Origin of the sequence: Hymenobacter sp. (genome assembly GCF_036387835.1) — a bacterium.
Classification (GTDB): Bacteria; Bacteroidota; Bacteroidia; order Cytophagales; family Hymenobacteraceae; genus Hymenobacter.
The window spans coordinates 20,815-41,730 of sequence record NZ_DASVSY010000034.1 but is presented as its reverse complement, the minus strand read 5'-3'; the positions used below and the strand labels follow the sequence as shown (position 1 = coordinate 41,730).

Sequence of the window (20,916 nt, the reverse complement as noted above, 5' to 3'; positions counted from 1 at the left end):
TTCACTCATTCACTCGCTATAGCAGCGTGCCGCGCAGCACCATAGTAGCTACCGAGAAATAGATAATTAGTCCCGTCACGTCCACGAGGGTGGCTACGAAAGGTGCCGAAGCGGTGGCGGGGTCGAGGCCAAGGCGCTTAAGCAGCATGGGTAGCATAGCACCTGCCAAAGCGCCCCATAACACAATACCCAGCAGCGAAAAGCCTACCGTGATGGCAATCAACTGCCAATATTGCCCGAAATAGCCGGGGTCGATGACGGTGGCCCACAACACGATACGGAACGAGCCCACCACGCCCAGAATCAACCCTAGCAGCAGCCCCGACTTTAGCTCGCGCCGCATCACCAGCCACCAGTCATTAAGTGTGAACTCGCCCAGGCTCATGGCCCGGATGATGAGCGAAGTAGCCTGCGAGCCGGCGTTGCCGCCCGCCGAAATAATCAATGGAATAAATAAGCCAAGTACGGCCGCCTTTTGCAAGTCGTCTTCGAAGTGGTGCATAGCCGAAGTGGTCAGCATCTCACCGATGAGCAGAATCACCAGCCAGCCAGCCCGCTTCTTTACCATGCCCCAGATAGACGTGGCGAGGTACGGCTCGTCGAGCGCCTCCGAGCCTCCGAGCTTCTGAATGTCCTCGGTGTCTTCCTCTTCCCGGATGTCCAGAATATCGTCTATGGTCACGATGCCGAACAGAACCCCGTCGTCGTTGACGACGGGCAGGGCCACCCGGTCGTTGCGCCGAAATACGTCGATAGCTTCCTCCTGGTCTTGCATGGCTTGCAGCGACACGTAGCGGTGGTCCATCAGGTCGCGCACCTGCTTCTGCGGATCAGCCAGCAAAAATTCCCGAATGCGAATGTCGTCGATGAGCACGCCTCGGTTATCGGTTACATAGAGCACGCTCAACGTTTCCGACTGCCCGCCGTGGCGCCGGATGTAGTCGAGCACCTGCTGCACGGTCCAGTTCTCCCGGATGGCAATATAATCGGGTGTCATCAGGCGGCCCACCGAGTACTCGGGGTAGCCCAGCAGCTCCAGCGTGACCCGGCGCTCCGGCTCCGACAGCGTCTGAATCAGTTCCCGTACCAGCTCGTCGGGCAGAAACTCCAGCAGCGCCGTCCGGTCATCGGGCGACATTTCGTTGAGGATGTTGGTGATTTTCTCCTGTGTCAGGTTGATCAGGAAGTGTTTTTGTACTTCCAGGTCGAGGTACTCGAACACCTGCGTGGCCAGCTTGAGGGGCAGCAGCCGAAAAATAATGAGTTGCTCCCGTTCTTCTTCTTCCTCGATCAGCTCCACCAGCTCGGCCGGTTCGTAGTGCTTAAGAAGTTCCTTGAGTTTAAAAAACTCGCCCTCCTGAATCAGGGACGTGATGTGTTCGGTGGTCGGGTGCTGATTCATGAATAAAAGAAGGGCCGTGTCTCGCTAGGCAGATGGAATTAGTGACCAAAAGGCGCGCAAAAATAGTTGGATTCCGCGGCTCAACAGCACTGTATCAGAATAAATAGTAGTTATTGCGCGAAGCCATTGCTTGACGCACGAGTAAGGCAGCTTCTTGCATTGTAGGGCTTGTAGAACAACATTCGGCGACTTCCGCTGCCCACCATTATACCAGCCGTAGTGCCGAAAGCTGCCCACCGAGAAACTTGTAGTTTTCGACGCTTCCGCTATTTATCAGCAAGCTGGTTAGCGAGTAGCAGCAGCACTGAAAAAACAGACTGTTCCTCTCCGTAAATAAGAGGTAACAGGCTAGTCGCTGTACACATGCACGAAGCGCAAACTCCGACTTACAACGAGAGGTCCTACCCAGATGGTTTCAGCTTCGACAAGTAGATAAAACAGGCCAGCCGTTATTTATTCGTTGTCAGCTGGCACGCTTTCCAGCCAAAAAGCTAGGTGGCCCGTACATTTGGGCCGTCCTCTTCGCGCTTCCCATGCCCCAATCGACGCCCGCCGCTTTGCCCCTCGGTACGCTCGTTGCCCTCGGCGGCGGCGACGATGATGCCCTGCTGGCCCTGCTCCGCGACTTGCTGCCCACCCTCGATACGCCCGTCGAAATTGTAGCCACGGCTTCCAGCAACCCGGCCCGCACCGCTACAGCCTACGAAAAAGCCTTTCGCGACCTAGGCTGCACGGCTGCACGGCATCTGTCCGTCAACGACCGGAACCCCGCCGACGCCCCGGCCACCTTGCACCGCCTGAGCCGCGCCGGCCTGGTATTCTTCACCGGTGGCGACCAAGAGCTTATCACCGAATTCATACGTGGCACCGAGTTTCTGGCGCAGCTTAAGCACCGCTTCCAAACCGAGCCGGCGTTTATAGTGGCCGGTACCAGCGCCGGTGCCGCCGCCCTATCCGATTATATGCTCGTGGAGGGCTACGGCTGGCGGGCTTTGCGCAAAGGCGGCATCCAAACCGTGCCGGGCCTTGGGTTATTGCCCAGCCTGCTTATCGATCAGCATTTTGTGGAACGAGGCCGGTTTGGCCGCCTTATGCATGCACTGCTGGCCCACCCGAGTTGCCTGGGCCTAGGCTTGTCAGAAGAAACCGGCATTATCGTGCGGGGCAGTACGGAAACCGAGGTATTCGGCGACGGGGTGGTGATAGTAGTTGACGGGGGCCAGCTGCAGGGCAACAACATCGGGCGGGCCAGCCGGGGCGAGCCGGTCAGCGGACAAAATTTGCAAGTGCATTTGCTGGTAGCCGGGCAGCAGTTCAACTTACGCACCCGGCAGGTGACAGGCCCTGAGGAAAGGTAAATAATGCCAGAAAATGTAAGCGCAGAAATCACGCACTGTACCGATATTGCCCGCAAATTGGCTGGCTGTGATTTGGCGTTGGTCTGCTGTGATGTTGATCCAGTTCCGGCGGTTGCTCCGCATCAGCTTGCTACTTGCTTTTCACTGGTCCTGACTCTTCTGTAAAATTGTTAGGCTAGCCTACTATCCTCGATTTTTTTCACCTACATTTAATGCCATAATCCCAAATCCTCACCCACATTCTCTTCATATGAATTTTAAATCTTTACTCCTCGCTGGAGGGGCATTGCTTTCGGGCACTGCAGCGTTGGCGGGCGGCTATCAGGTAACCTTGGCCGGACAAAAGAACAACGGTATGGGCGGCGTTGGTGTGGGCTTGTCCCTCGACCAAGCCGCCATGTTCTATAACCCTGGTGCCCTGGCCTTGGTGCGGGACCGGGGCGTGCAAGTAGGCGTCAATGCAACACTAGCGCGCAATGCCTTTGTAGCCGAAGGCGGTAGCCAGCAGCGGGAACTTCGCAACAGCACTGTAACGCCCTTCAACCTTTACGCCGGATTTGGGCCCGCCGAAGGTAAGTTTCGGGCTGGCATTGCGGTTTATACACCTTTCGGCAGCAAGCTACAGTACGCCAATGGGTGGGAAGGCCGTACTTCTCTGACTGACATCACCTTGGAGTCGATTTATGTGCAGCCAACCTTCAGCTACGCTATTACCGACCAGCTGAGCATAGGGGCCGGTCTGATGATCTTGGCTTACGGCTCGGTAAACCTGCAGCGCGATATTCCGCTGCCTGATTCTTTCGGGCACATCGAGCTGGACGGTAAAGCTGAAAATAAGGTTGGCTACAATGTTGGTATCTTCTTTAAGCCTTCCGATAAATTGAGCGTGGGCATTAGTCACCGCTCCAAGATTGACGCGCAGGTAAAAGACGGCGATGTAACCTTCACGAATGTTGCGCCAGCCTTTGCAGCCAACTTTCAGGCCACCAAGTTCAACGCCACGCTGCCGCTGATAGCTACCACCAGCCTCGGTATTGGGGTAATGCCTAACGAGAATCTAACGATTGGATTAGATGTCAATTTTGCTCACTGGAGTGCATACCGTACGCTGGTATTTGAATTCGACCAGAATGTGGGCCCCTCTGCCCGCAGCGAGTCGAAACGCTTCTACGACGATGCTCTCACGTTCCGCCTAGGCGGCCAGTACAAGCTAACCAGTGGCCTAACCGTGCGGGCCGGCGGCTCTTACGACATGACACCCGTGAAGGACGGCTACGTAACGCCCGAAACGCCCGACAACGACCGGATCAGCGGCACTGTGGGCGCTTCGTACGCCTTCGGCAAATTCGGGGTGGATCTGTCGGCCCAATACGTTGGCATCCAGAAACGGACGCAAACGCAACAGGACCTGCTTAACAACGGGACCACCGACCGGATTGCCGGTACCTACAAAACCAACATCGTGATTCCAGGCGTGGGCCTGAACTACAACTTCTAACCGCACGGCGCTTCCCACCATATGACTACTTTTCTATTTCGTAAGTACGCGCCAGTTGCGGCGCTGCTAGGGTTGGGCCTCACGGCCTGCCAACCCGACCTGGAAGATGATTATAAGCCCAGCGCTGGCTCCGCTGACTTCTCCCGCTACATTGCCGTCGGCAACTCGCTTACGGCCGGCTACTCAAACATGGGCCTGTACCTAGAAGGCCAGTTGAATTCGTACCCGAACCTGTTGGCCGGTCAGTTCCGGGCTGTCGGGGGCGGCGACTTTGTACAGCCACTTTTTCAAACTGGCCAGGAAAATGGCTCGGGTTATCTGCGTTTGACAGGCATTGTCAACGGCGCTCCTGTTACGGCTTCCGTGACTAATAATTTGGCTATCCGTAGCACTACTCCTCTCTTGTACACCCGTTTCGAAGGACCTATAAATAACTTTGGGGTACCTAATATCCGCTTAGCTGACGTGCAAACGCCAGGTTACGGCAATTCGCAAACTACACCACTGAATCCTGCTACGTTCAATGCATACTTCGAGCGAATCACCCCCGCAGCTAATGCTACCCAGAGCTACTTCCAGCGTATAAAAGCTGAGGCCGCAACGGCTACTTTTTTCTCTAACTGGCTTGGTAACAACGATGTTCTAGGCTATGCCACTACTGGTGGCGTGGGTGGGGTCATTACTCGTACCGACACGTTCACGTTGAAGAACAGCCGCATTATCAACGCGCTTACTGCTACGGGTGCAAAAGGAATAGTATCCACTCTTCCAGATGTAACTACAATACCTTTCTTTACAACCGTGCGGGTGCCCGACATTCGGGCTCGTTTCAAGGCGGCTAACGCGGCTCTGGATGTGTACATTCAAACAACTGTTAATGGTGCAACAGTCGTGCGCCTGGCTACGGACGCCGACCTGTTGACCCTGACTTCCTCGGCGGTTCTCGGGACTACTACCCCCGGCAATCCTTTTCCGGTTGGAGCCGGCGTTGGTGCAGGTGCCGGCCAATCTAACCCCGTTCCCAACCAGTTCGTGCTGGATGCTGCCGAGCAAACTGCTGCGCGCACTGCTACTACGGCTTTCAACACGGCCATCACTACTAAAGCCAACGAGAAGGGATTGGCTATCTTCGATGTCAATGCGTTCTTCGCAGGTGTGGCTAGGTCTGGAATTGTTACCAACGGCGTATCGAATACGGCGAGCTTTATCACAGGCAACATCTTCTCCCTCGATGGGGTGCACCCTACCTCCCGCGGTTACGCCATCATAGCCAATGAGATGATCAAGGCCATCAATGCCAAATATGGCTCGCGCGTTGCGCAAGTCAACCCAAACGATTACACCGGGGTGCAGTTCCCGCGCTAACTAGTAGCTCAACAAAAAGCCCGCCTCTGCTTATCAGAGGCGGGCTTTTTGCTTTTAAATCGGGCTACGACTGCGGCGTGAGTTGCACCGGCTGCAAGACTTCGGGCAGCGCGGGCGCCGGTTGACCTGCCAGATGCGCGGCAATGACCTGGGCGTGGTAGCGGCCATTCTCGATAAACCAGCGGCTGGTATTGAGGCCGCCGCATACGGTGCCGGCCAGGTACACGCCGGGGCGGTTGGTTTCCAGCGTTTCGGCGTCGTGGGTGGGGGTTTGGGCAGCGTCGAGCTGGCAGGTGATACCAAGGGCCGTCAGGAAGCTGAAGTCGGGGTGGTAGCCGGTGAGGGCGTACACGTAGTTGGCCGGGATAGTAAGCGGGCCTTCCGGCGTATCGAGCTTCACGGTATCGGTAAGGATGCGCTGGATGGTGGCGTTGAAGTGCACCTTGATGCGGCCTTCCTTGATGCGGTTCAGTAAGTCCGGCCGAATCCAGTACTTCACGGAGTTGCTGATTTCCGCGCCGCGAATCACCATGGTCACCCGGGCACCGGCGCGTAGCAGTTGCAGCGCGGCCTTGGCTGAGGAGTTTTTGGCGCCAACCACTACCACGTCTTGGTGGGCGTGGGCATACGGCTCCTTGTAGTAATGGCTGACGTGCGGCAGGTCTTCGCCGGGCACGTTGAGGTAGTTGGGTACATCGTAGAAGCCGGTAGCTACAACTACGTAGCGGCAGTTGATGCGCCCTTTCTCGGTCACGATTTCGTAGTTGCCGGGCTCGCCCTCCAATCCTGTAACTCGTTCGTAGAGGCGCAGGTCGAGGTTTTCGGTCTGAGCCACTCGGCGGTAATAGTCGATGCCGTCTTCGCGCAACGGTTTGTAGCTGCTGACCGGGAACGGGTGGCCGCCAATTTCCAGTAGTTCGGGCGTCGAGAAAAACTCCATGTTGGTGGGGTAGCCAATAATGGAATTCACCAAAGCGCCCTTGTCGACCACTACGGCCGTAAGGCCAACCCGCTGTACTTCCAAAGCGCAGGCCAAGCCCACCGGCCCCGCCCCAATCACAACTACATCAACCATATTCAATTTTTCAAAACAAGTGAGGACGTCTGCTAACGTCTGTCATACCAAAATAAAGCAGCTAAGCGCACGTGTAATCGGCTTGATCAGGTGCAGTAGCTGCCAGCATCAGTGCCTGCGTTGCCTTCCGAATTCATTCAACAGAACCATTGTCCTTTCAACGCAGGAGGAATTTAAGTTAAACCTCATCTAACGACCTTATCCTGATTCCTTCTGCGCCGGAAGGGCAATGGCGAAACAGACTATCAGTTAAACAGGCAAAGCCCACCCGCGGGTTTCGCGGATAAGTGCGAACTTGCCTCTTGGTTTGATTTCGAGACTATGCGCACTTGCGACTTATGCGGGCATACGGCGTTTCGGCCGCGTCCTTTCTACTATGTTTTTGAAGGCCAGCGCCTGCAGGGCACGCAGTGCCAAAACTGTGAGCTGGTGTTTCTAGACCCGCAGCCGACGCCAGCGCAGCTGGAGCGGCTCTACGGCAAAGAGTACTTTACCGAGCGCCCCAATTACGACCGCACCGCCCAGGACCGCAAGTTCATCGAGGAAGGCGCCACCATCGACCTCAGCCAGCCCCGCGCCGACAAGTTCACCGACTATATGATGCGCCACTACCCTAGCCGCCAGTTCCGGTACCTGGAGGTGGGCTGCGGGCCGGGCTACACGCTCAAGAGCTTGCAAAGCCTGGGCTGGGAAACGCATGGCCTCGAAATATCAGCCCACGCGGCCGACTTTGCCCGCCGTGAGCTTGGCCTGCCCGTCGTGACCGGCAACATCGAAACCACCGAAGATTTTCACGAAAACCAATTCGACTTAGCGTACCTCGGCGACGTGCTAGAGCATTTGCTGTCACCATCAGCGGCCGTGGCTAAGTTTGGGCGCATTCTGGCGCCGGGCGGGCTGTTGGTGCTGGCTCTACCGAGCGTGCTCAACCTGCCGAGTATGCGGACCGGGTTTGCTGTTTATGGTGCCCTCGGGCGGCAGCGCCGCATGGATATACCACCCTACCACCTCTACGAATTCACGCCGTCTACCATCCGCAAGTTGCTGGCCAAGCACAAGTTCGAGGTGGTCGACTTACTGAATCCGGTCAAGAAACCCCAGCAAATCAGGCTAGGTGGCAATCCGGTGGAGCAAGCCAGCAAGCTACTGGCACAATATCCCACCTACTGGCTCAACCAACTTACCGGCCGCTTCGGTGACCGGATGTTTGTGGTTGCAAAGAACGGAAAAAAGTAGGACGTCAATAGCTAGCAGTTGGGTAGTACGGTTGCCCAGCTGTTGGCAGTAATTCCGTCTAATAGCCATCCTTCATGTACTATTGCCGCAAATAGGAAATATAAAAGGAAAGTGGGCTCACAACTCACCATACTGAAAAACAGCTGATTCCTGCGTAGTTAAAATACCTATTACTAGGTATTTCCGCCGCCACTCAAGCTATCTACTTTCGTAGCGCAACTGCTTTTCACCTTTTCAACCTATTGCATGAAACGTATTTACTTGGCTTTGCTGCTAGCTAGCAGCGCATTTACCGGAGGCTGTGGCCTTTTGGGCGGAGATGAGGAAGAAGAAACTCGGAGCGAAATCCTTGCTTCGGGCGAGTGGCGCCTGATCAGCTTCGTCTCTCAAACCGGTACGCAACCGGCCAGAAGCCTGATAGAGCCCTGTGATGAGGATGATTTCTTCAGATTCTTGGAAGACAAGTCCTACGCGGAAGAACGCAACCAGCTCATTTGTTCTAATGCCACAAACCTTCCCCCCGTTGCCCTTGGCACCTGGTCGCAAACAGGCGATGTGGAAACGATTACGATTACCAACTCTACCTCGGGTGGGATGGTGCTAGTAGGCACGTGGCAAGTAACCGAACTCACTAACAGCTCGCTGAAACTATCGGCTACCGCAACCGTGGGCTCGGGCACCACGCGGGTATCAACGGTGGAAATGAAGCACCAATAACAGAAAACCCGGCCAAGACAGGCCTAGTGTCTTGGCCGGGTTTTCTGTTATCGAACCTTTCAACTCTTTTTAATGCGCCTGTAGCCAGTTATTGCCGGTGCCCACTTCCACTTCCAAGGGCACGCCGCGGGGGAGGAGCAGGGCGGTGGTCATCAGCTCTTTCACTTTGGGCGTGATGTAGTCAATTTCCTCTTTCACAGCGTCGAAAACCAGTTCGTCGTGCACCTGCAGGATCATGCGGGTAGCTAGTTTCTCTTCGCGCAGCCAGGCATGAATGTTAATCATGGCCTTCTTGATGATGTCGGCGGCGGTGCCTTGGATGGGAGCGTTGATGGCGTTGCGCTCGGTGTAGCCGCGCAGGGTGGCGTTGCGCGAGTTGATGTCGCGCAGGTAGCGGCGGCGGCCGAGCAAAGTGGTGGCATATTCCAGCTCCCGGGCCTTGTTGATGCTCTCGTCCATGAACTTCTTCACGGCCGAAAACTCCTCGAAATACGTCTCAATGATTTCGGTGGCTTCCTTGCGCGAGATGCCAATGCGCTGAGCCAGTCCGAACGATGAAATGCCGTAGATGATGCCGAAGTTAACGGTTTTGGCTTTGCGGCGCATTTCGCCGTCTACCTGGTCCAAGGGCACGTGGAACACTTTGCTGGCCGTGCTGGTGTGAATGTCCTGGCCCTGCCGGAAAGCTTCAATCATGGTTTTGTCGCCCGAAAAATCGGCCATGATGCGGAGCTCTACTTGGGAGTAGTCGGCGGCTAGCAGCACGTGGGCGGCGTCGCGGGGCACGAAGGCTTTGCGGATTTCGCGGCCTTTTTCGGTGCGAATCGGGATGTTTTGGAGGTTGGGGTTGGTGCTGCTGAGGCGGCCGGTGGCCGTAACGGCTTGGTTGAAGCTGGTATGTACGCGGCCATCCAACTCGCACACCAACTGCGGCAAAGCTTCCACGTAGGTGGAGCGAAGTTTAGTCAGCTGGCGGTGTTCCAGAATCAGGCCGGCCACCGGGTTGTCGGCGGCCAATACGCTCAGAATTTCCTCGCCGGTGGCATACTGGCCGGTTTTGGTTTTCTTGATTTTGCCGCCGCCTAAGCCGAGCTTATCAAACAGGATTTCGCCGAGCTGCTTTGGTGAGCCAATATTGAATTCCTGTCCGGCCGCCGTGAAAATCTGCTTCTCGATGTCTACAATATAACCTTGCAACTCGGTGGAATACTCGCCCATGGCGCTGGAATCAATCTTTACGCCTTCGTACTCGATGGCCGACAGCACCGGCACCAGCGGGTTTTCCACCTCGGTCAGCAAGTCCAACAAGCCCACTTCCTTCAGCATGGGCTCGAACACATGCTTGAGTTGCAAGGTTACGTCGGCATCTTCGCAGGCATAGTCCGATACTTCGGCCGGCGGAAGGTCGGCCATGGTCTTCTGGTTTTTGCCTTTGTTACCGATGAGCGAGGTAATAGCTACCGGCGTGTAATGCAGGTAAGTTTCGGCCAGCACGTCCATGTTGTGGCGCATGTCGGGCTCGAGCAGGTAGTGCGCCAGCATGGTATCGAAGAGCGGCCCCTGAATCTCGACGCCATAGTGCCGCAGAATGGTAAGGTCGTACTTGATGTTTTGGCCAATCTTGAGGATGCCCGTCGCGTCGAAAAACGGCCGAAACTCGTCTACTAATGCCTGCGCGGCGGCGTGGTCGTCTTGAGGAACGGGTACGTAGTAGGCTTCGCCCGGCAGCCAGCAGAAGGAAAGCCCCACAAGGCGCGCCGTCATGGTATCGAGCCCAGTGGTTTCGGTGTCGAAGCTGACTTCGGTTTGCTGGAGCAAGAAGCTTAGCAGGGACTGGCGCAGCTCAGGCGTGTCGATGAGGTGGTACTGGTGGGGTACATCGGCGAGGGTGAGGCGCGGCCCGGCGGGGGCACCGAAGCTGCCGGTTTCGCCTTCCTCGGCGCTGATAGCCACGGCGGCATCGGAACTGTTGCCAAACAAACTGGCTTGCCCGGCCGGCACTTTTGGCCGGCGTGAACTGGACCGTGGATTGGCGCGGTCAGCGGCGGTTGCTGGTGCGGTGGCCTTCTCACCGCCACCCAAAATACGAGCTGCTAATTGCCGAAACTCCAACTCGTCGAACAAGCTGCGAAGCTGCGTATCGTCGGGACTATCGAGCACCAGCTTGTCGGCCTCGAAATCAATCGGGACATTAACGTGGATGGTAGCCAACTCCTTGCTCATTAGGCCTTGCTCAGCAAAGTTGCGCACGTTTTCCTGCTGCTTGCCCTTGAGCTGGTCGGAATTGGCAATCAAATTTTCGACGGAGCCGAACTGCTGAATCAAGCTTTTGGCGGTCTTCTCGCCAATGCCGGGAATGCCGGGAATGTTGTCGGAAGCATCGCCCTGCAAGCCTAGGATATCAATCACCTGCTCGACGCGCTCAATCTCGAAGCGTTGAAGCACGTGGGCCACGTCGAGTACCTCGGCTGCGTTGCCCATGAAGGCCGGCCGGTAGATCTTAATTTTATCGGTTACCAGCTGGCAGTAATCTTTGTCGGGCGTCATCATGAACACCTCGAAACCCTGCGCTTCGGCCCGCTGTGCTAGTGTGCCTATTACGTCGTCGGCCTCGAAGCCATCCACCATTAGAATGGGGATGTGGAAGGCCTGAATGATTTTCTTGATGTAAGGAATGGCCGTACCAATGTCCTCGGGCATAGCCTGGCGCTGCGCCTTATAGTCGGCAAAGCTGTCGTGGCGGAAGGTCTTTTTCTGCGCGTCGAAGGCTACGCCGATATGGGTGGGCTTTTCCTTTTGGAGCACTTCCACTAGCGTGTTAGTGAAGCCGAGAATAGCACCAGTATTAAGGCCTTTGGAGTTGACGCGCGGATTCTTGCTGAACGCAAAGTGGGCGCGGTAAATTAAGGCAAAGGCGTCGAGCAGGAAGAGCTTTTTGGCGGGAGTAGTGGGAGCGGGCGTATCGGTCATAAGGCGAAGGTAGAATACAAGAGAGAGGCGTCAGAAAGCTTAACGGGTAGTTTTATTGGTCGGATAATTTATAAGGCAACAAAAAGCAGCTTAACCTAGCTTTCTGACGTGCGGCTGTAGAAAGCGGCATAGCGGCTTAGGGTTAAACCCAATAACAGCAAAAACCGCCTTTGGCAAAAGCCGAGGTGGTTTTTGTAACAGAGAAGACAAGATTTTACTGATTGTCGGCAGTGATACAAGACAAGTAAAAAGCAGACCCCACCTAACAACAATTACTAGAGTGCCTGCTTCACCTCAAAGGTGAAACTAGTGCTGCCCGCGGCTCCTTTGCCAGAGAGGCCTTGTACTACTACCATGTAGCGTCCGGCTTGGTCGCCGGTGTAAAACTCTAGTTTGCTAGGCTCGCCGCTACTGGACGTAATAGCCGGGTTCCAATACAGCAGGTTGCGCATATCGGGCAGGCGGCTTTGCTTGGCTTGGGGCGTGTCGTAGCGCGGGGCGTAGAACTCGCGCTGGCCCTGTAGGCCCTCGTACTGTTGCACCAATACCCCTGGGTCGAGGAGGAAGCCTTCCAGGTCGCCTTTGTAGGTGGTGTAGCTAACGATGCCGCTGTACAGGGCCGCGCCGTGCAGGTACCGGCTGTCAATTACTTCCAGCTTCTGAATTTTCAGGGGGTCCATCTTCATGATCTTGTTGATATTGAAGATAGGCACCCCGTCGAGCAGCACCATGGGGTTTTCGGTGAGTACCGTTTTGTTGACCTTATCGATGACAAGGAAGTGAAAGCCGTCGTCCCGGATTCGGACTACCACGCCCGGTACATATTCGCGCATCACTTCCTCCAGTACCTTGAAACGGGTGTATTTGTCGAGGAAATACTGTTCGTCGGGTTTGCCAAAAAACGGTAGACTATCGACGGGTGGGGCAGTGTAGCGGTTCTCGTACTTGCGGGCATACAGGCTTTGCACCTGGCTTTGAAAATGCCGCTTGGCGTAGTCCTGTTGCAAGCGCGTAAGCGGAACAAAAGGTGCCACCGCACGAGCGGCGTATTGCCCGGAAAAAGCCGGCAGCAGTTCGACGCGGTAATTGTTGTTCTGCTGCGAGTGCGCCTGCACTACCACGTCCTTGGAACCATAAAAATCACTTAGCTCGAACTGCACAACGCCATCCGCATTGCTGATGCCGTTGGTGAGGCGAGTAAGGCGGCTAGGAACGGACAGATACGTGACAACTCCTGACGAAGGCCGATTGGTGCCTTCCTGTAGTACGCGGGCTTGCACGAGCGGCCCGTACAGCTCGGGCAGATTATCGAAGGGTGCTAGCGTAGGCGCCAGCACTTGCTCCCACCTAAAACGGCTCCACCCTTGGGTGAGTATCAAATTGTCGGTGGCTTCCGGGAGGTCCGGGCCGGTGGCCGTAAAGTAGTAGCCGGCGTTTTCGATGGTACCCCGCAGGTCGGCGGCCAGCCACAGGTAGCTGTTGATGTCGGGAGTGGGGGCCATTGTCAGGGAATCCAGGCGGTACACGGCCATCGACAGGCTGGCGCGTTCTGGCTGAGTGGCGGTAGCTACCTCCACGCTCACTTTGTCACGGGTGGTATACTGGCTTTTGTCGGGGCGGGTGGTAATGGTGAGCTTCTGTTTAGGCAACTGAAAATACAGTCGCTCACACAGGGGCTTCTGCTCGGCGCTAAACACGGTGAAGTGCGAAATGCCATCTACCAGCTCGTTTTTGTTGACCGCAAATACCGCCCGCCCATTTATCAGCTGTGTGCGGGCCGCCACCGAAACCTTCTGCCGCGAGTGGCCCAACAAGTAAATTGTCTCGGGGGCAGTGCTCGTGCTGCTCACCGAAAAAGTCAGTGCCTCGGCCCCACTGTTTTCCAGGCGCATCACGTAGCCTTGCTCATATACGCGCGGTAGCGGGCGCCTGACCACTTGGTTTTTGGGCAAAGCAACTACGGCGGTGTAAGTGCTACCCGCTTCCGGCGTGAACGTAAAATTACCCATGCCGAAGCGTAGCGTTTTAAAGGAGGCCACTACTTGGCCGTTCTGGTTTAGCACCTTGCCTTCCGCGGCCGCGCCCTTGCCCGCCTTGGAGGTTACCTTGAAGGCTACCTTGCTGCTAAGCCCCTGTACCAGATTGCCACCCTCCGGAAAAAACTGCACATCATAGGCGGCAGAATCTTTGTCGGCCACCGCGCCCGAGGCCGTGAATGTATTAATCACGGTTACGGAGCTGTGGAAGTAGTACTCCGGGTCGAAGTTCTTCATCCAGTTGGTGTATGCTCGCACGGTGTAGCAGCCCGAGGCCAGTGAAGCGGGAAGCGTAAACGAGCCCTGGCCGGTGGCTTCCTTCAATTCGATTTTGCCTTGCAATACGGGCCGGCGCGCTTTATCCAGCACTTCCACATAGGCCACCGAACTCAAAGCCAGCGGCTTGGAATAGGTGCCATCAACGGCATAAACCTTAAACCACATCGTCTCGCCACTGCTGTACACCGGGCGGTCGAGATGCAGGAATAGCTTCTCGGGCAAAGCCGCTTTCTGGTAGCGGCTCAGCTTTCCAGTCAGCCCACCTAAAGAATCCACCTGGCAGTAAGCTGTTCCGACCGTAGCCAGCCATAGCAGCAGTGCTAGATAGGCGTATAGACGCCCCCACTTCTTAGATACACTCATGATGTATAGCGCATAAAATTTACCGAAAACCCTAAGGCCAGAAGCTCGGCTTGATTGCCGTGCCGCGTGTGCGACAGTCAATACAATCCCGGTTCTTGGCGGTATAGCCAATTAAGAGTCCGCTTGTGGGATCAAAATGGGGACCAATAGGCAGGTAATTGGGCCCGCCAAAGGCACTCTGGAGGATCTGCGCGGGAGGAACGCGTATATCAGGACCGACGATAAAAACAGTATCAGGCGGGGTGCAACCCTCATACCCTGACTTAATGGGCCAGGTACGGGGTAATTCTGAATTGCGGATGAAGAGGCGCTTTACCTCCACCGAGTGTACGCCAACGTAGCCTAACGCCAACTCGGAGGCATCATCAACACACCTGACATTGCCGGTAAGCTGAGCGGGAAGTGGGTCGAAGAGCGTACCAATATTTTCGGTGTTTTTCTTAAGCAAGTCCCAGTACTGATACTCGTCGGCGGTTTGAGCGTATTGCTTTACCAACATGCTGTACGTGCCGCGCAGCCGCTCGGAGGTGGTTGGATAAGAGTGGAGCAGGTAGTTGGAGACAACATCCCGACTTAAACGAACCGTGTTGCTTACCTTGATATCCACTGACCTGGAAGTTCCCCAACAGATTAGCGGATAGTCAACGGTTATATCCTGGATGACACCGTTTTTGTATTCAATGCCAGGATTGTAAGGAGTTACTATTTCCCAGGTTTCCTCGTATTCCCACCGATAATACTGAGTCAGGTTCGTGTCATCGTGGCTATTGACATAGATGTTCAAGCCCGTATTCACTGCTCGCCAAGTGATATCATCGATGGGCGGGGTGACTTTAACCGCTGTGAAATCAGAGGTGTACACTTTGCCGGCCGTACTGATGTACAATCGGTAGCGCTTTGCCGTATTCAAGCGTAAATTATTTGAAGTGTACGTACCTGGGCTGCTTTCCCGCAGCTGATTGCGCGTTCCGTTTTCTTCCTCGATGTATACGGTCGCTCTGCCCTCTTTGGGAGGTGCCGCGCCTGATTGGATATCGTAGGTGCGCGACAAGTTGATGGTGGTGACCCCATTGCTGTTGATAAAGCCGTCGACCACCAGGTAGCTTTTATCGGAGCTGATGGCATCGGGCATGTAGGGGTCGATGCAACTCGGCAAAGACAGCGCTAAGCACCAGAGCAGGGTGGCCCGGACAAAAAGAGATAGTGCGCGCATCTAGAATTTGAAATTGTAGGTGATAGTAGGAATGGGCTGGCCGAAGATGGATAGCTTATAGCCTCTGATCTGGCCGTTTTCCGAGCGGAAATAAACCGAATAAGGATTCTTGCGCCCAGTCAGGTTGTATACGCCTAGCGTCCAGGAGCTGTGGGCCAGCTTCTTGATCTTGTGGCTGCCCTCGATGTTCAAGCCAAAATCGGCGCGGTAGTAGTCGGGTACCCGGTAGGCGTTGCGGTCTGAGTAGTAGACCCGTAGCGAGTTAGCCACGTAGTACTTGGCCAGTGGCAGCGTAATGGGCCGGCCGGTACTGTAGGTGAAGTTGAGCGAGCAACTGAAGCGGCGGCTGAAACGGTAGTTGCCAATCAGCGTGAAGTCGTGGGGCTTGTCGAAGTTGCTGGGGTAGTAGCGGCCCCCGTTGATCATGTCGGAGGTGGTGGCGTTGTTGACCTGCACCAGCGAGCGGGAGTAGGTGTAGCTTACCCACCCATTCATTTTGCCGGTAAGCTTCTTCACCATCACTTCCACGCCGTACGCCTTGCCGAGCGCATTCACAATGTCGGTTTCGATGTGGTGATTGAGAATAAGAGTAGCGCCGCTCTTGTAGTCCACAAAGTCCTTCAACCACTTGTAGTAGGTTTCAACGGAGGTCTCGATGGTGTTGGACTTGAAGTTGCGGTAGTAGCCCACCGATACCTGGTCGCCGACTTGCGGACGGATATTGGCGTCGGTAAGCTTCCAGATGTCGGCCGGCGATACAGAGGCCGTGTTGGAAAGCTGGTGGATGTACTGGCGGGTGCGGTTGTAGCTCAGCTTCACCGACGAGTTGTCAGACAAGGAGTAGCGCGCCGACAGCCGGTATTCGGGGCCGTGGTACTTGGCCAGCACTTTGCCCGAGCCGTACGCAACCGTGTCGGTGATAGTGCTTTCCGACCTGGACAGGCCGGGGGCGTACTGGTATACTTCGCGTGGTCCGAGGGCCTGATAGAGAGAGTAGCGCAAGCCGATGGATATGGAAAGCCGTTGGTTGAGGTCGATCCGGTCGGAGGCGTAGAAAGCACTTTCCAGCGCTTGTTCGCGGGCCAGGATGTCGGGTACGATCAGCGAACTGTCGCCGTTTGGGGTTAGGCTGCCGGGCGAGATATGGTAGAGCAACGAGCTGGCCCCAAAGTCAATCGTATGCTTGGAGTTAGGGAAATAGCTGAAATCGGCCTGGACGTTGGTTTGGTTGATGCCGTACTTCAGGCTCGAGGCATTCACCGCGTTTTCCGTGCTTTCAATGTCGTAGGCGTAATGGGTATAGGCGCCGGTGAGTACGCCATACAGCTTGTTGTTGAAGTTGTGCTGCCACTTCAGGCTGGCACTCTGGTTTACGTACTGATACGAGGTGTCACTAGCCAGCCGAAACTTATCGGCGCTGAGGTAGCCGGTGGCATACACCGAATTCTTTTCGTCGAGCTGGTAGTTAACGTGGGCGCTTACGTCATAAAAAGATGCCGAGCTGTTCCGGAACGAGCTGTTCGAAAGCCGGCGCAGAATCCAGTCGGAGTAGCTGGTACGGCCACTGACGACAAAGGCGCCTTTGTCTTTCACAATGGGACCCTCCAGCGTCAGGCGGCTGGTAAGCGGCCCAATACCGCCCGAGCCTGAAAACTTCTTCTTGTTGCCTTCCCGCGTTTTGATTTCCAGCACCGACGATAGCCGCCCGCCGTATTTGGCTGGAATAGCGCTTTTGTATAGCTCTACTGTCTGCAAAATATCGGGGTTGAAAGCCGAAAAGAAGCCGAAAAGGTGCGAGGGATTGTAAATGGTGGCCCCGTTGAAGAGAATCAGGTTCTGGTCGGTGGCCCCGCCGCGTACGTTCAGGCCCGTGTTGCCTTCACCCACCGACTTCACGCCCGGCAGCGTGAGCACCACGCGCAGAATATCGGTTTCGCCGAAAGCAGTCGGCACTTGGCGCATCGTTTTGATGTCCAGCTTCTCCAGGCCCATTTGCATGCCCGACACATTCTTGTCTTTCTCGGCCTCAATCACCACTTCCTTGAGCGGCGTAATGTCTTCCTCCACCTCGATTTCCAGCTTGCCATTCCCGCGCAGCACCACTTGGCGCTTGGTGTTCTTGATGCCCAGGCCCCGAACCTTGATGTCGTAGCGACCGGCCGGGAGGGTGAGCGAGTAGTACCCGAACTGGTCGGTGCTGGTGCCAACGGCCGGGTTGTCGGTGTATACCGTGGCCCCAATTGCCGGCTCCCCTGATTTCAGTTCCCGAATGTGCCCCGCCAAGGTCGCCTTGCCACCTCCCGCGCCCGTGCCTATTTCATACACCCGAAACTCAGCCTCGCGCACGTAGCGCGACCGTACGGCCACGCTAGGCTGGGCGGTTTCGGTGCTGCGGGGCTTTGCCGCTACGGCCTCCGTTGGTTCAGGGCGGAAAAAGTCTTCGGACAGCGTAGGCTCAATTGTGGCGCCGGCAGTGATGAATACCCGGTTCTCGTCGTCGATGGCGAAGTGGAAGCTGGTGTTACGCAGGGCCAGGTCCAGCACGGCCGATACGGGTTGATCTTGCGCCTGCACCGTAATAAGCAGGCTGTCGACGGCCGCCGGATCAAAGTAGAAGCGAAAAGAAGTTTGCGCTTCTATCTGCCTAACGAATTGCTCGAACGGCAACTGCGTGAAATTACCGGTAATTCTTTTCTCGTTTGTTTGCTGCCCATAACTAGTAAGGCTTGCCACTATAAATAAGAAAAAGAAAAATACGAGGTACACGTGCTTCATGGAGAGATTTGCAAATTCAAAAGATAATTACGTCCTGCGCAAATCGGTATAGTTAGCGCGAAGCTAAACTGCAGTAGTACTCAGTGAGCTGCATAATGTCGGCTTCGCGCCGGCTTTTTTTGAACCGTAGCTTATTAGCTTTGCTATAAGCCTTCAACTCAGCTTCCCGGTCTGAAAGTAAATTGACAATTGCCCTTTTATTATTGATCGGATAATATATTCCTCCTTTTTTAAGGAATAATTTATCATTTAAATAAAATTCAATGTTTATATGACTGGTTTCTATCTTTTCCTGCATCTGTTTACTCCGGCGAGCTAGCAACTGCACTTTATTGTCAACCAAAACTTCGTAGTAACCGGTACTGATCACTTTAGCTACTGCACTGTCATCTGCCAAGCGTATAAAACGATGCTTGGCAATGGTAAAATATTCTACCCGCTCGTTGATAAGACTTAGTAGAAGCGGCGTCGTCGGATGTTGTAGTATAAGCTTGTCGGTAACTACGTCATAAATTAATTGAACATTTTCAAAGAAGTGGTTGGTATAATAAATGGTGCCCCTCTGCTTATCAGGAGATTCAAAGAACTGATGCCCTTCACGCTTGAAATATTTTTTTGAATAATCCATATACTCAGGCCCGTTAAATAACTCGGGATGCACTGGAAAGGAAGCATAATATTGCTTTTCTAACGATGCGCCGGAGAATAACGGGGAATCCTTATTATCGGAAGTAGCAACGCTTGCCTGTGCTAAAGCTACTCTGCTAAATAAGGTTAGAAATAAAAAGAGCAGTAAAGGCTTTGATTTCATAAGCTAGATAATCACTATGCTATTAGGGAAGGAGTTGCCTTAACGATTTGAGGTTTCAGCTTGATTAGCCTTATTTGTATGCGTATTAGCGCACCCTGTAACGCAAGATGCTTCAATATAAGCATACCTGCCAACAATTGAACTGTATTGAGAATCTGTAAGAAACTTCTTCGTTCTATGAGACTGCTTATTCTATTTTGCTTTGCGTTATTATCGGTTTTTGCCGGTGCACTACAAGCGCAGACAACAGGCTCGGCTTTGCTGCCTTCAAAGGAAGAGCACATTAAGAAAGTCGCTAAGTTTCAGGCAGAGTTGAATGCCGAATACAAAGACGCCAGCCGTTCGCCGCTACCTGCGGCCGAGCGTCAAAAATTCAAAAGCTTGCCTTTCTTTCCCGTCGATTATGCGGCCTGCGTGGAAACCCGATTTGTGCGCGATTCTTCGCAGGCGCCGTTCGAAATGCAAACCAGCAACGGCCGTAAGCCGCTGTACCGCAAGTACGGCGAAGTGCATTTCAGCTACAACGGCCGCCCGCAGCACCTAACCGTTTACCAAAGCCTGGACTTGCTGCGCACGAAGGACTACCAAGACTATCTCATGGTCCCCTTCACCGACCAAACCAACGGGCACAGCAGCTACGGCGGCGGCCGCTACCTCGACCTGCGCATAGGCCAAATCAAAAACGGCCAACTGGTACTTGATTTCAACTGCGCTTACAATCCGTTTTGCGCGTACAGCTCGGCCTACTCCTGCCCCGTACCGCCCGCCGAAAACCGCCTCCAGGTAGCTATTGAGGCAGGCGTAAGGAGCAGCCATTAGGGAACAAACAGGCTCAACAAGTACAACGGGCGTAGGAAGTAGCAGCGGAGGCTATGCTCCCCGTTTAACTACTTCCTGCGCCCGTTGAGCTTGTTCGGCTGCTGCTTATTTCAAGGTTTCGGCAGCGTGGCGAATAGGTCGGGGTAGTCGGTGATGATGCCGTCTACTTGCAGTTGCGTGAGGCGCTGTATGTCGGCCGCGGAATTTACCGTCCAGGGAATAACTTGGAGGCCCTCTTTGTGGCAGGCTTGCACTAGATCGGCCGTCACGAGCTGATAGTTGGGGCTGTAGATGGTGGGCCGGAAGCTAAGGCGCTTCAGGTTAGCAGTCAGGCCCTGCGTGTTCTGTACTAGCAAGGCGGTGTGCAGCGTCGGGGCGGCCTGATGCACCAGTTCTAACGTGCGCGGGTCGAACGATTGGATGGTGGCGCGGCTGGCTATACCCTTAGTTTGGATTACCGCCAGTAGCAGCTTCACAAACTCGGCGGGTGCCGGATGCAGCTTACCGTCGCCTTCCGGGGCGGTTTTGGTTTCGATGTTATAGCGTGGGGCCGGCAGCTTTTTCAAGCGGGCATACGCTTCCGCCGAGTCGATTACTTCGGCTAGCAGGGGCTTGTAAGTGCGCAGCTTCTGCTGCAGTGGAAACTTGGAGTTGCCTTGGCTGCCCACATCGTAGCGGCGGATTTCGGCGTAGGGGAAGGCATAAAGGCGGTGTTTCTGCTCGTCGGCTTTCCTGATGGGTTGCCCGTCGGGAGCCAGCACAAAGTCGGCGTTCATGTAGGGGTCGTGCGAGAGGAGCAGCTGGTTGTCTTGGCTTGCTAGCACGTCCATTTCCAGGGTGGTCATGCCGAGGTCTTGCGCTTTGCGCATGGCCGGAATGGTGTTTTCGGGCATCAGGCCACGGCCGCCGCGGTGGCCCTGCCGGTCGAAGGTACTGGTTTGGGCCGTGGCGAAGTGGGAGGTCAGCAGCGCTAAAAGCGGGAGCAGGAGCTTTATCATA

At 55.1% G+C, this 20,916-nt stretch carries 14 protein-coding genes; 6 read left to right on the top strand and 8 right to left on the bottom strand.

Translation table 11 applies throughout. The features are described from left to right. Window positions 1-16: 16 nt before the first annotated feature. Window positions 17-1,402 (bottom strand): magnesium transporter, encoded by a 1,386-nt coding sequence (gene mgtE / locus VF639_RS06570; protein ID WP_331145094.1) that lies wholly within the window; start codon window positions 1,400-1,402, stop codon window positions 17-19. Between the two features lie 533 nt (window positions 1,403-1,935). Between mgtE and VF639_RS06565 the strand changes: the two genes are divergently transcribed. The 3 genes from VF639_RS06565 to VF639_RS06555 all read left to right on the top strand — a co-directional run bounded on the left by VF639_RS06565 (window position 1,936) and on the right by VF639_RS06555 (window position 5,623). Beyond that, window positions 1,936-2,760 carry a cyanophycinase gene (locus tag VF639_RS06565; RefSeq protein WP_331145093.1) on the top strand — a complete coding sequence of 275 codons (825 nt, stop codon included), beginning with the start codon at window positions 1,936-1,938 and terminating at the stop codon, window positions 2,758-2,760. A gap of 250 nt (window positions 2,761-3,010) precedes the next feature. Then, window positions 3,011-4,258, top strand: coding sequence for an OmpP1/FadL family transporter (locus VF639_RS06560; RefSeq protein ID WP_331145092.1), 1,248 nt, complete (start codon window positions 3,011-3,013; stop codon window positions 4,256-4,258). A 21-nt stretch (window positions 4,259-4,279) separates the two neighbouring features. Further along, entirely contained in the window at window positions 4,280-5,623 is a 1,344-nt protein-coding gene (locus VF639_RS06555; RefSeq protein WP_331145091.1) for an SGNH/GDSL hydrolase family protein, read from the top strand. Between the two features lie 64 nt (window positions 5,624-5,687). Here VF639_RS06555 and VF639_RS06550 read toward each other — a convergent pair whose 3' ends face one another. Beyond that, window positions 5,688-6,698 carry a YpdA family putative bacillithiol disulfide reductase gene (locus VF639_RS06550; RefSeq protein WP_331145090.1) on the bottom strand — a complete coding sequence of 337 codons (1,011 nt, stop codon included), beginning with the start codon at window positions 6,696-6,698 and terminating at the stop codon, window positions 5,688-5,690. Between the two features lie 321 nt (window positions 6,699-7,019). On the opposite strand from VF639_RS06550, the gene VF639_RS06545 reads away from it, so the two are divergent. Both VF639_RS06545 and VF639_RS06540 read left to right on the top strand, forming a co-directional pair. Beyond that, window positions 7,020-7,934 (top strand): class I SAM-dependent methyltransferase, encoded by a 915-nt coding sequence (locus tag VF639_RS06545; protein ID WP_331145089.1) that lies wholly within the window; start codon window positions 7,020-7,022, stop codon window positions 7,932-7,934. A 246-nt stretch (window positions 7,935-8,180) separates the two neighbouring features. After that, entirely contained in the window at window positions 8,181-8,651 is a 471-nt protein-coding gene (locus tag VF639_RS06540) for a lipocalin-like domain-containing protein (RefSeq protein WP_331145088.1), read from the top strand. A 69-nt stretch (window positions 8,652-8,720) separates the two neighbouring features. Here the strand turns inward: VF639_RS06540 and polA are convergent, their stop codons facing one another. From polA to VF639_RS06515, 5 genes are all read right to left on the bottom strand, one after another. After that, window positions 8,721-11,621, bottom strand: coding sequence for a DNA polymerase I (gene polA, locus VF639_RS06535; RefSeq protein WP_331145087.1), 2,901 nt, complete (start codon window positions 11,619-11,621; stop codon window positions 8,721-8,723). A 275-nt stretch (window positions 11,622-11,896) separates the two neighbouring features. After that, window positions 11,897-14,299: an MG2 domain-containing protein gene (locus VF639_RS06530; protein WP_331145086.1), complete on the bottom strand. Its 2,403-nt coding sequence runs from the start codon at window positions 14,297-14,299 to the stop codon at window positions 11,897-11,899. A 31-nt stretch (window positions 14,300-14,330) separates the two neighbouring features. Continuing rightward, a complete protein-coding gene (locus VF639_RS06525) occupies window positions 14,331-15,512 on the bottom strand; it encodes a DUF4249 domain-containing protein (protein ID WP_331145085.1) in 1,182 nt (393 codons plus the stop codon). After that, window positions 15,513-18,287: a TonB-dependent receptor gene (locus tag VF639_RS06520; protein WP_414654672.1), complete on the bottom strand. Its 2,775-nt coding sequence runs from the start codon at window positions 18,285-18,287 to the stop codon at window positions 15,513-15,515. Between the two features lie 52 nt (window positions 18,288-18,339). After that, window positions 18,340-19,098 (bottom strand): hypothetical protein, encoded by a 759-nt coding sequence (locus VF639_RS06515; protein ID WP_331145083.1) that lies wholly within the window; start codon window positions 19,096-19,098, stop codon window positions 18,340-18,342. A gap of 177 nt (window positions 19,099-19,275) precedes the next feature. On the opposite strand from VF639_RS06515, the gene VF639_RS06510 reads away from it, so the two are divergent. After that, complete coding sequence (locus VF639_RS06510) at window positions 19,276-19,917, top strand: DUF1684 domain-containing protein (RefSeq protein ID WP_331145082.1); 642 nt, start codon at window positions 19,276-19,278, stop codon at window positions 19,915-19,917. A gap of 110 nt (window positions 19,918-20,027) precedes the next feature. Here the strand turns inward: VF639_RS06510 and VF639_RS06505 are convergent, their stop codons facing one another. Further along, a complete protein-coding gene (locus VF639_RS06505) occupies window positions 20,028-20,915 on the bottom strand; it encodes a glycerophosphodiester phosphodiesterase family protein (RefSeq protein WP_331145081.1) in 888 nt (295 codons plus the stop codon). Window position 20,916 lies beyond the last annotated feature (1 nt).

What these genes read in the sequence shown, in the direction of transcription:
- VF639_RS06555 (WP_331145091.1), top strand. Translation starts at nt 4,280, where the DNA reads ATGACTACTTTTCTATTTCGTAAGTACGCGCCAGTTGCGGCGCTGCTA.
- VF639_RS06505 (WP_331145081.1), bottom strand. Translation starts at nt 20,915, where the DNA reads ATGATAAAGCTCCTGCTCCCGCTTTTAGCGCTGCTGACCTCCCACTTC.
- VF639_RS06560 (WP_331145092.1), top strand. Translation starts at nt 3,011, where the DNA reads ATGAATTTTAAATCTTTACTCCTCGCTGGAGGGGCATTGCTTTCGGGC.
- VF639_RS06550 (WP_331145090.1), bottom strand. Translation starts at nt 6,698, where the DNA reads ATGGTTGATGTAGTTGTGATTGGGGCGGGGCCGGTGGGCTTGGCCTGC.
- VF639_RS06565 (WP_331145093.1), top strand. Translation starts at nt 1,936, where the DNA reads ATGCCCCAATCGACGCCCGCCGCTTTGCCCCTCGGTACGCTCGTTGCC.
- mgtE (WP_331145094.1), bottom strand. Translation starts at nt 1,402, where the DNA reads ATGAATCAGCACCCGACCACCGAACACATCACGTCCCTGATTCAGGAG.
- polA (WP_331145087.1), bottom strand. Translation starts at nt 11,621, where the DNA reads ATGACCGATACGCCCGCTCCCACTACTCCCGCCAAAAAGCTCTTCCTG.
- VF639_RS06545 (WP_331145089.1), top strand. Translation starts at nt 7,020, where the DNA reads ATGCGCACTTGCGACTTATGCGGGCATACGGCGTTTCGGCCGCGTCCT.
- VF639_RS06540 (WP_331145088.1), top strand. Translation starts at nt 8,181, where the DNA reads ATGAAACGTATTTACTTGGCTTTGCTGCTAGCTAGCAGCGCATTTACC.
- VF639_RS06530 (WP_331145086.1), bottom strand. Translation starts at nt 14,299, where the DNA reads ATGAGTGTATCTAAGAAGTGGGGGCGTCTATACGCCTATCTAGCACTG.
- VF639_RS06520 (WP_414654672.1), bottom strand. Translation starts at nt 18,287, where the DNA reads ATGAAGCACGTGTACCTCGTATTTTTCTTTTTCTTATTTATAGTGGCA.
- VF639_RS06515 (WP_331145083.1), bottom strand. Translation starts at nt 19,098, where the DNA reads ATGAAATCAAAGCCTTTACTGCTCTTTTTATTTCTAACCTTATTTAGC.
- VF639_RS06525 (WP_331145085.1), bottom strand. Translation starts at nt 15,512, where the DNA reads ATGCGCGCACTATCTCTTTTTGTCCGGGCCACCCTGCTCTGGTGCTTA.
- VF639_RS06510 (WP_331145082.1), top strand. Translation starts at nt 19,276, where the DNA reads ATGAGACTGCTTATTCTATTTTGCTTTGCGTTATTATCGGTTTTTGCC.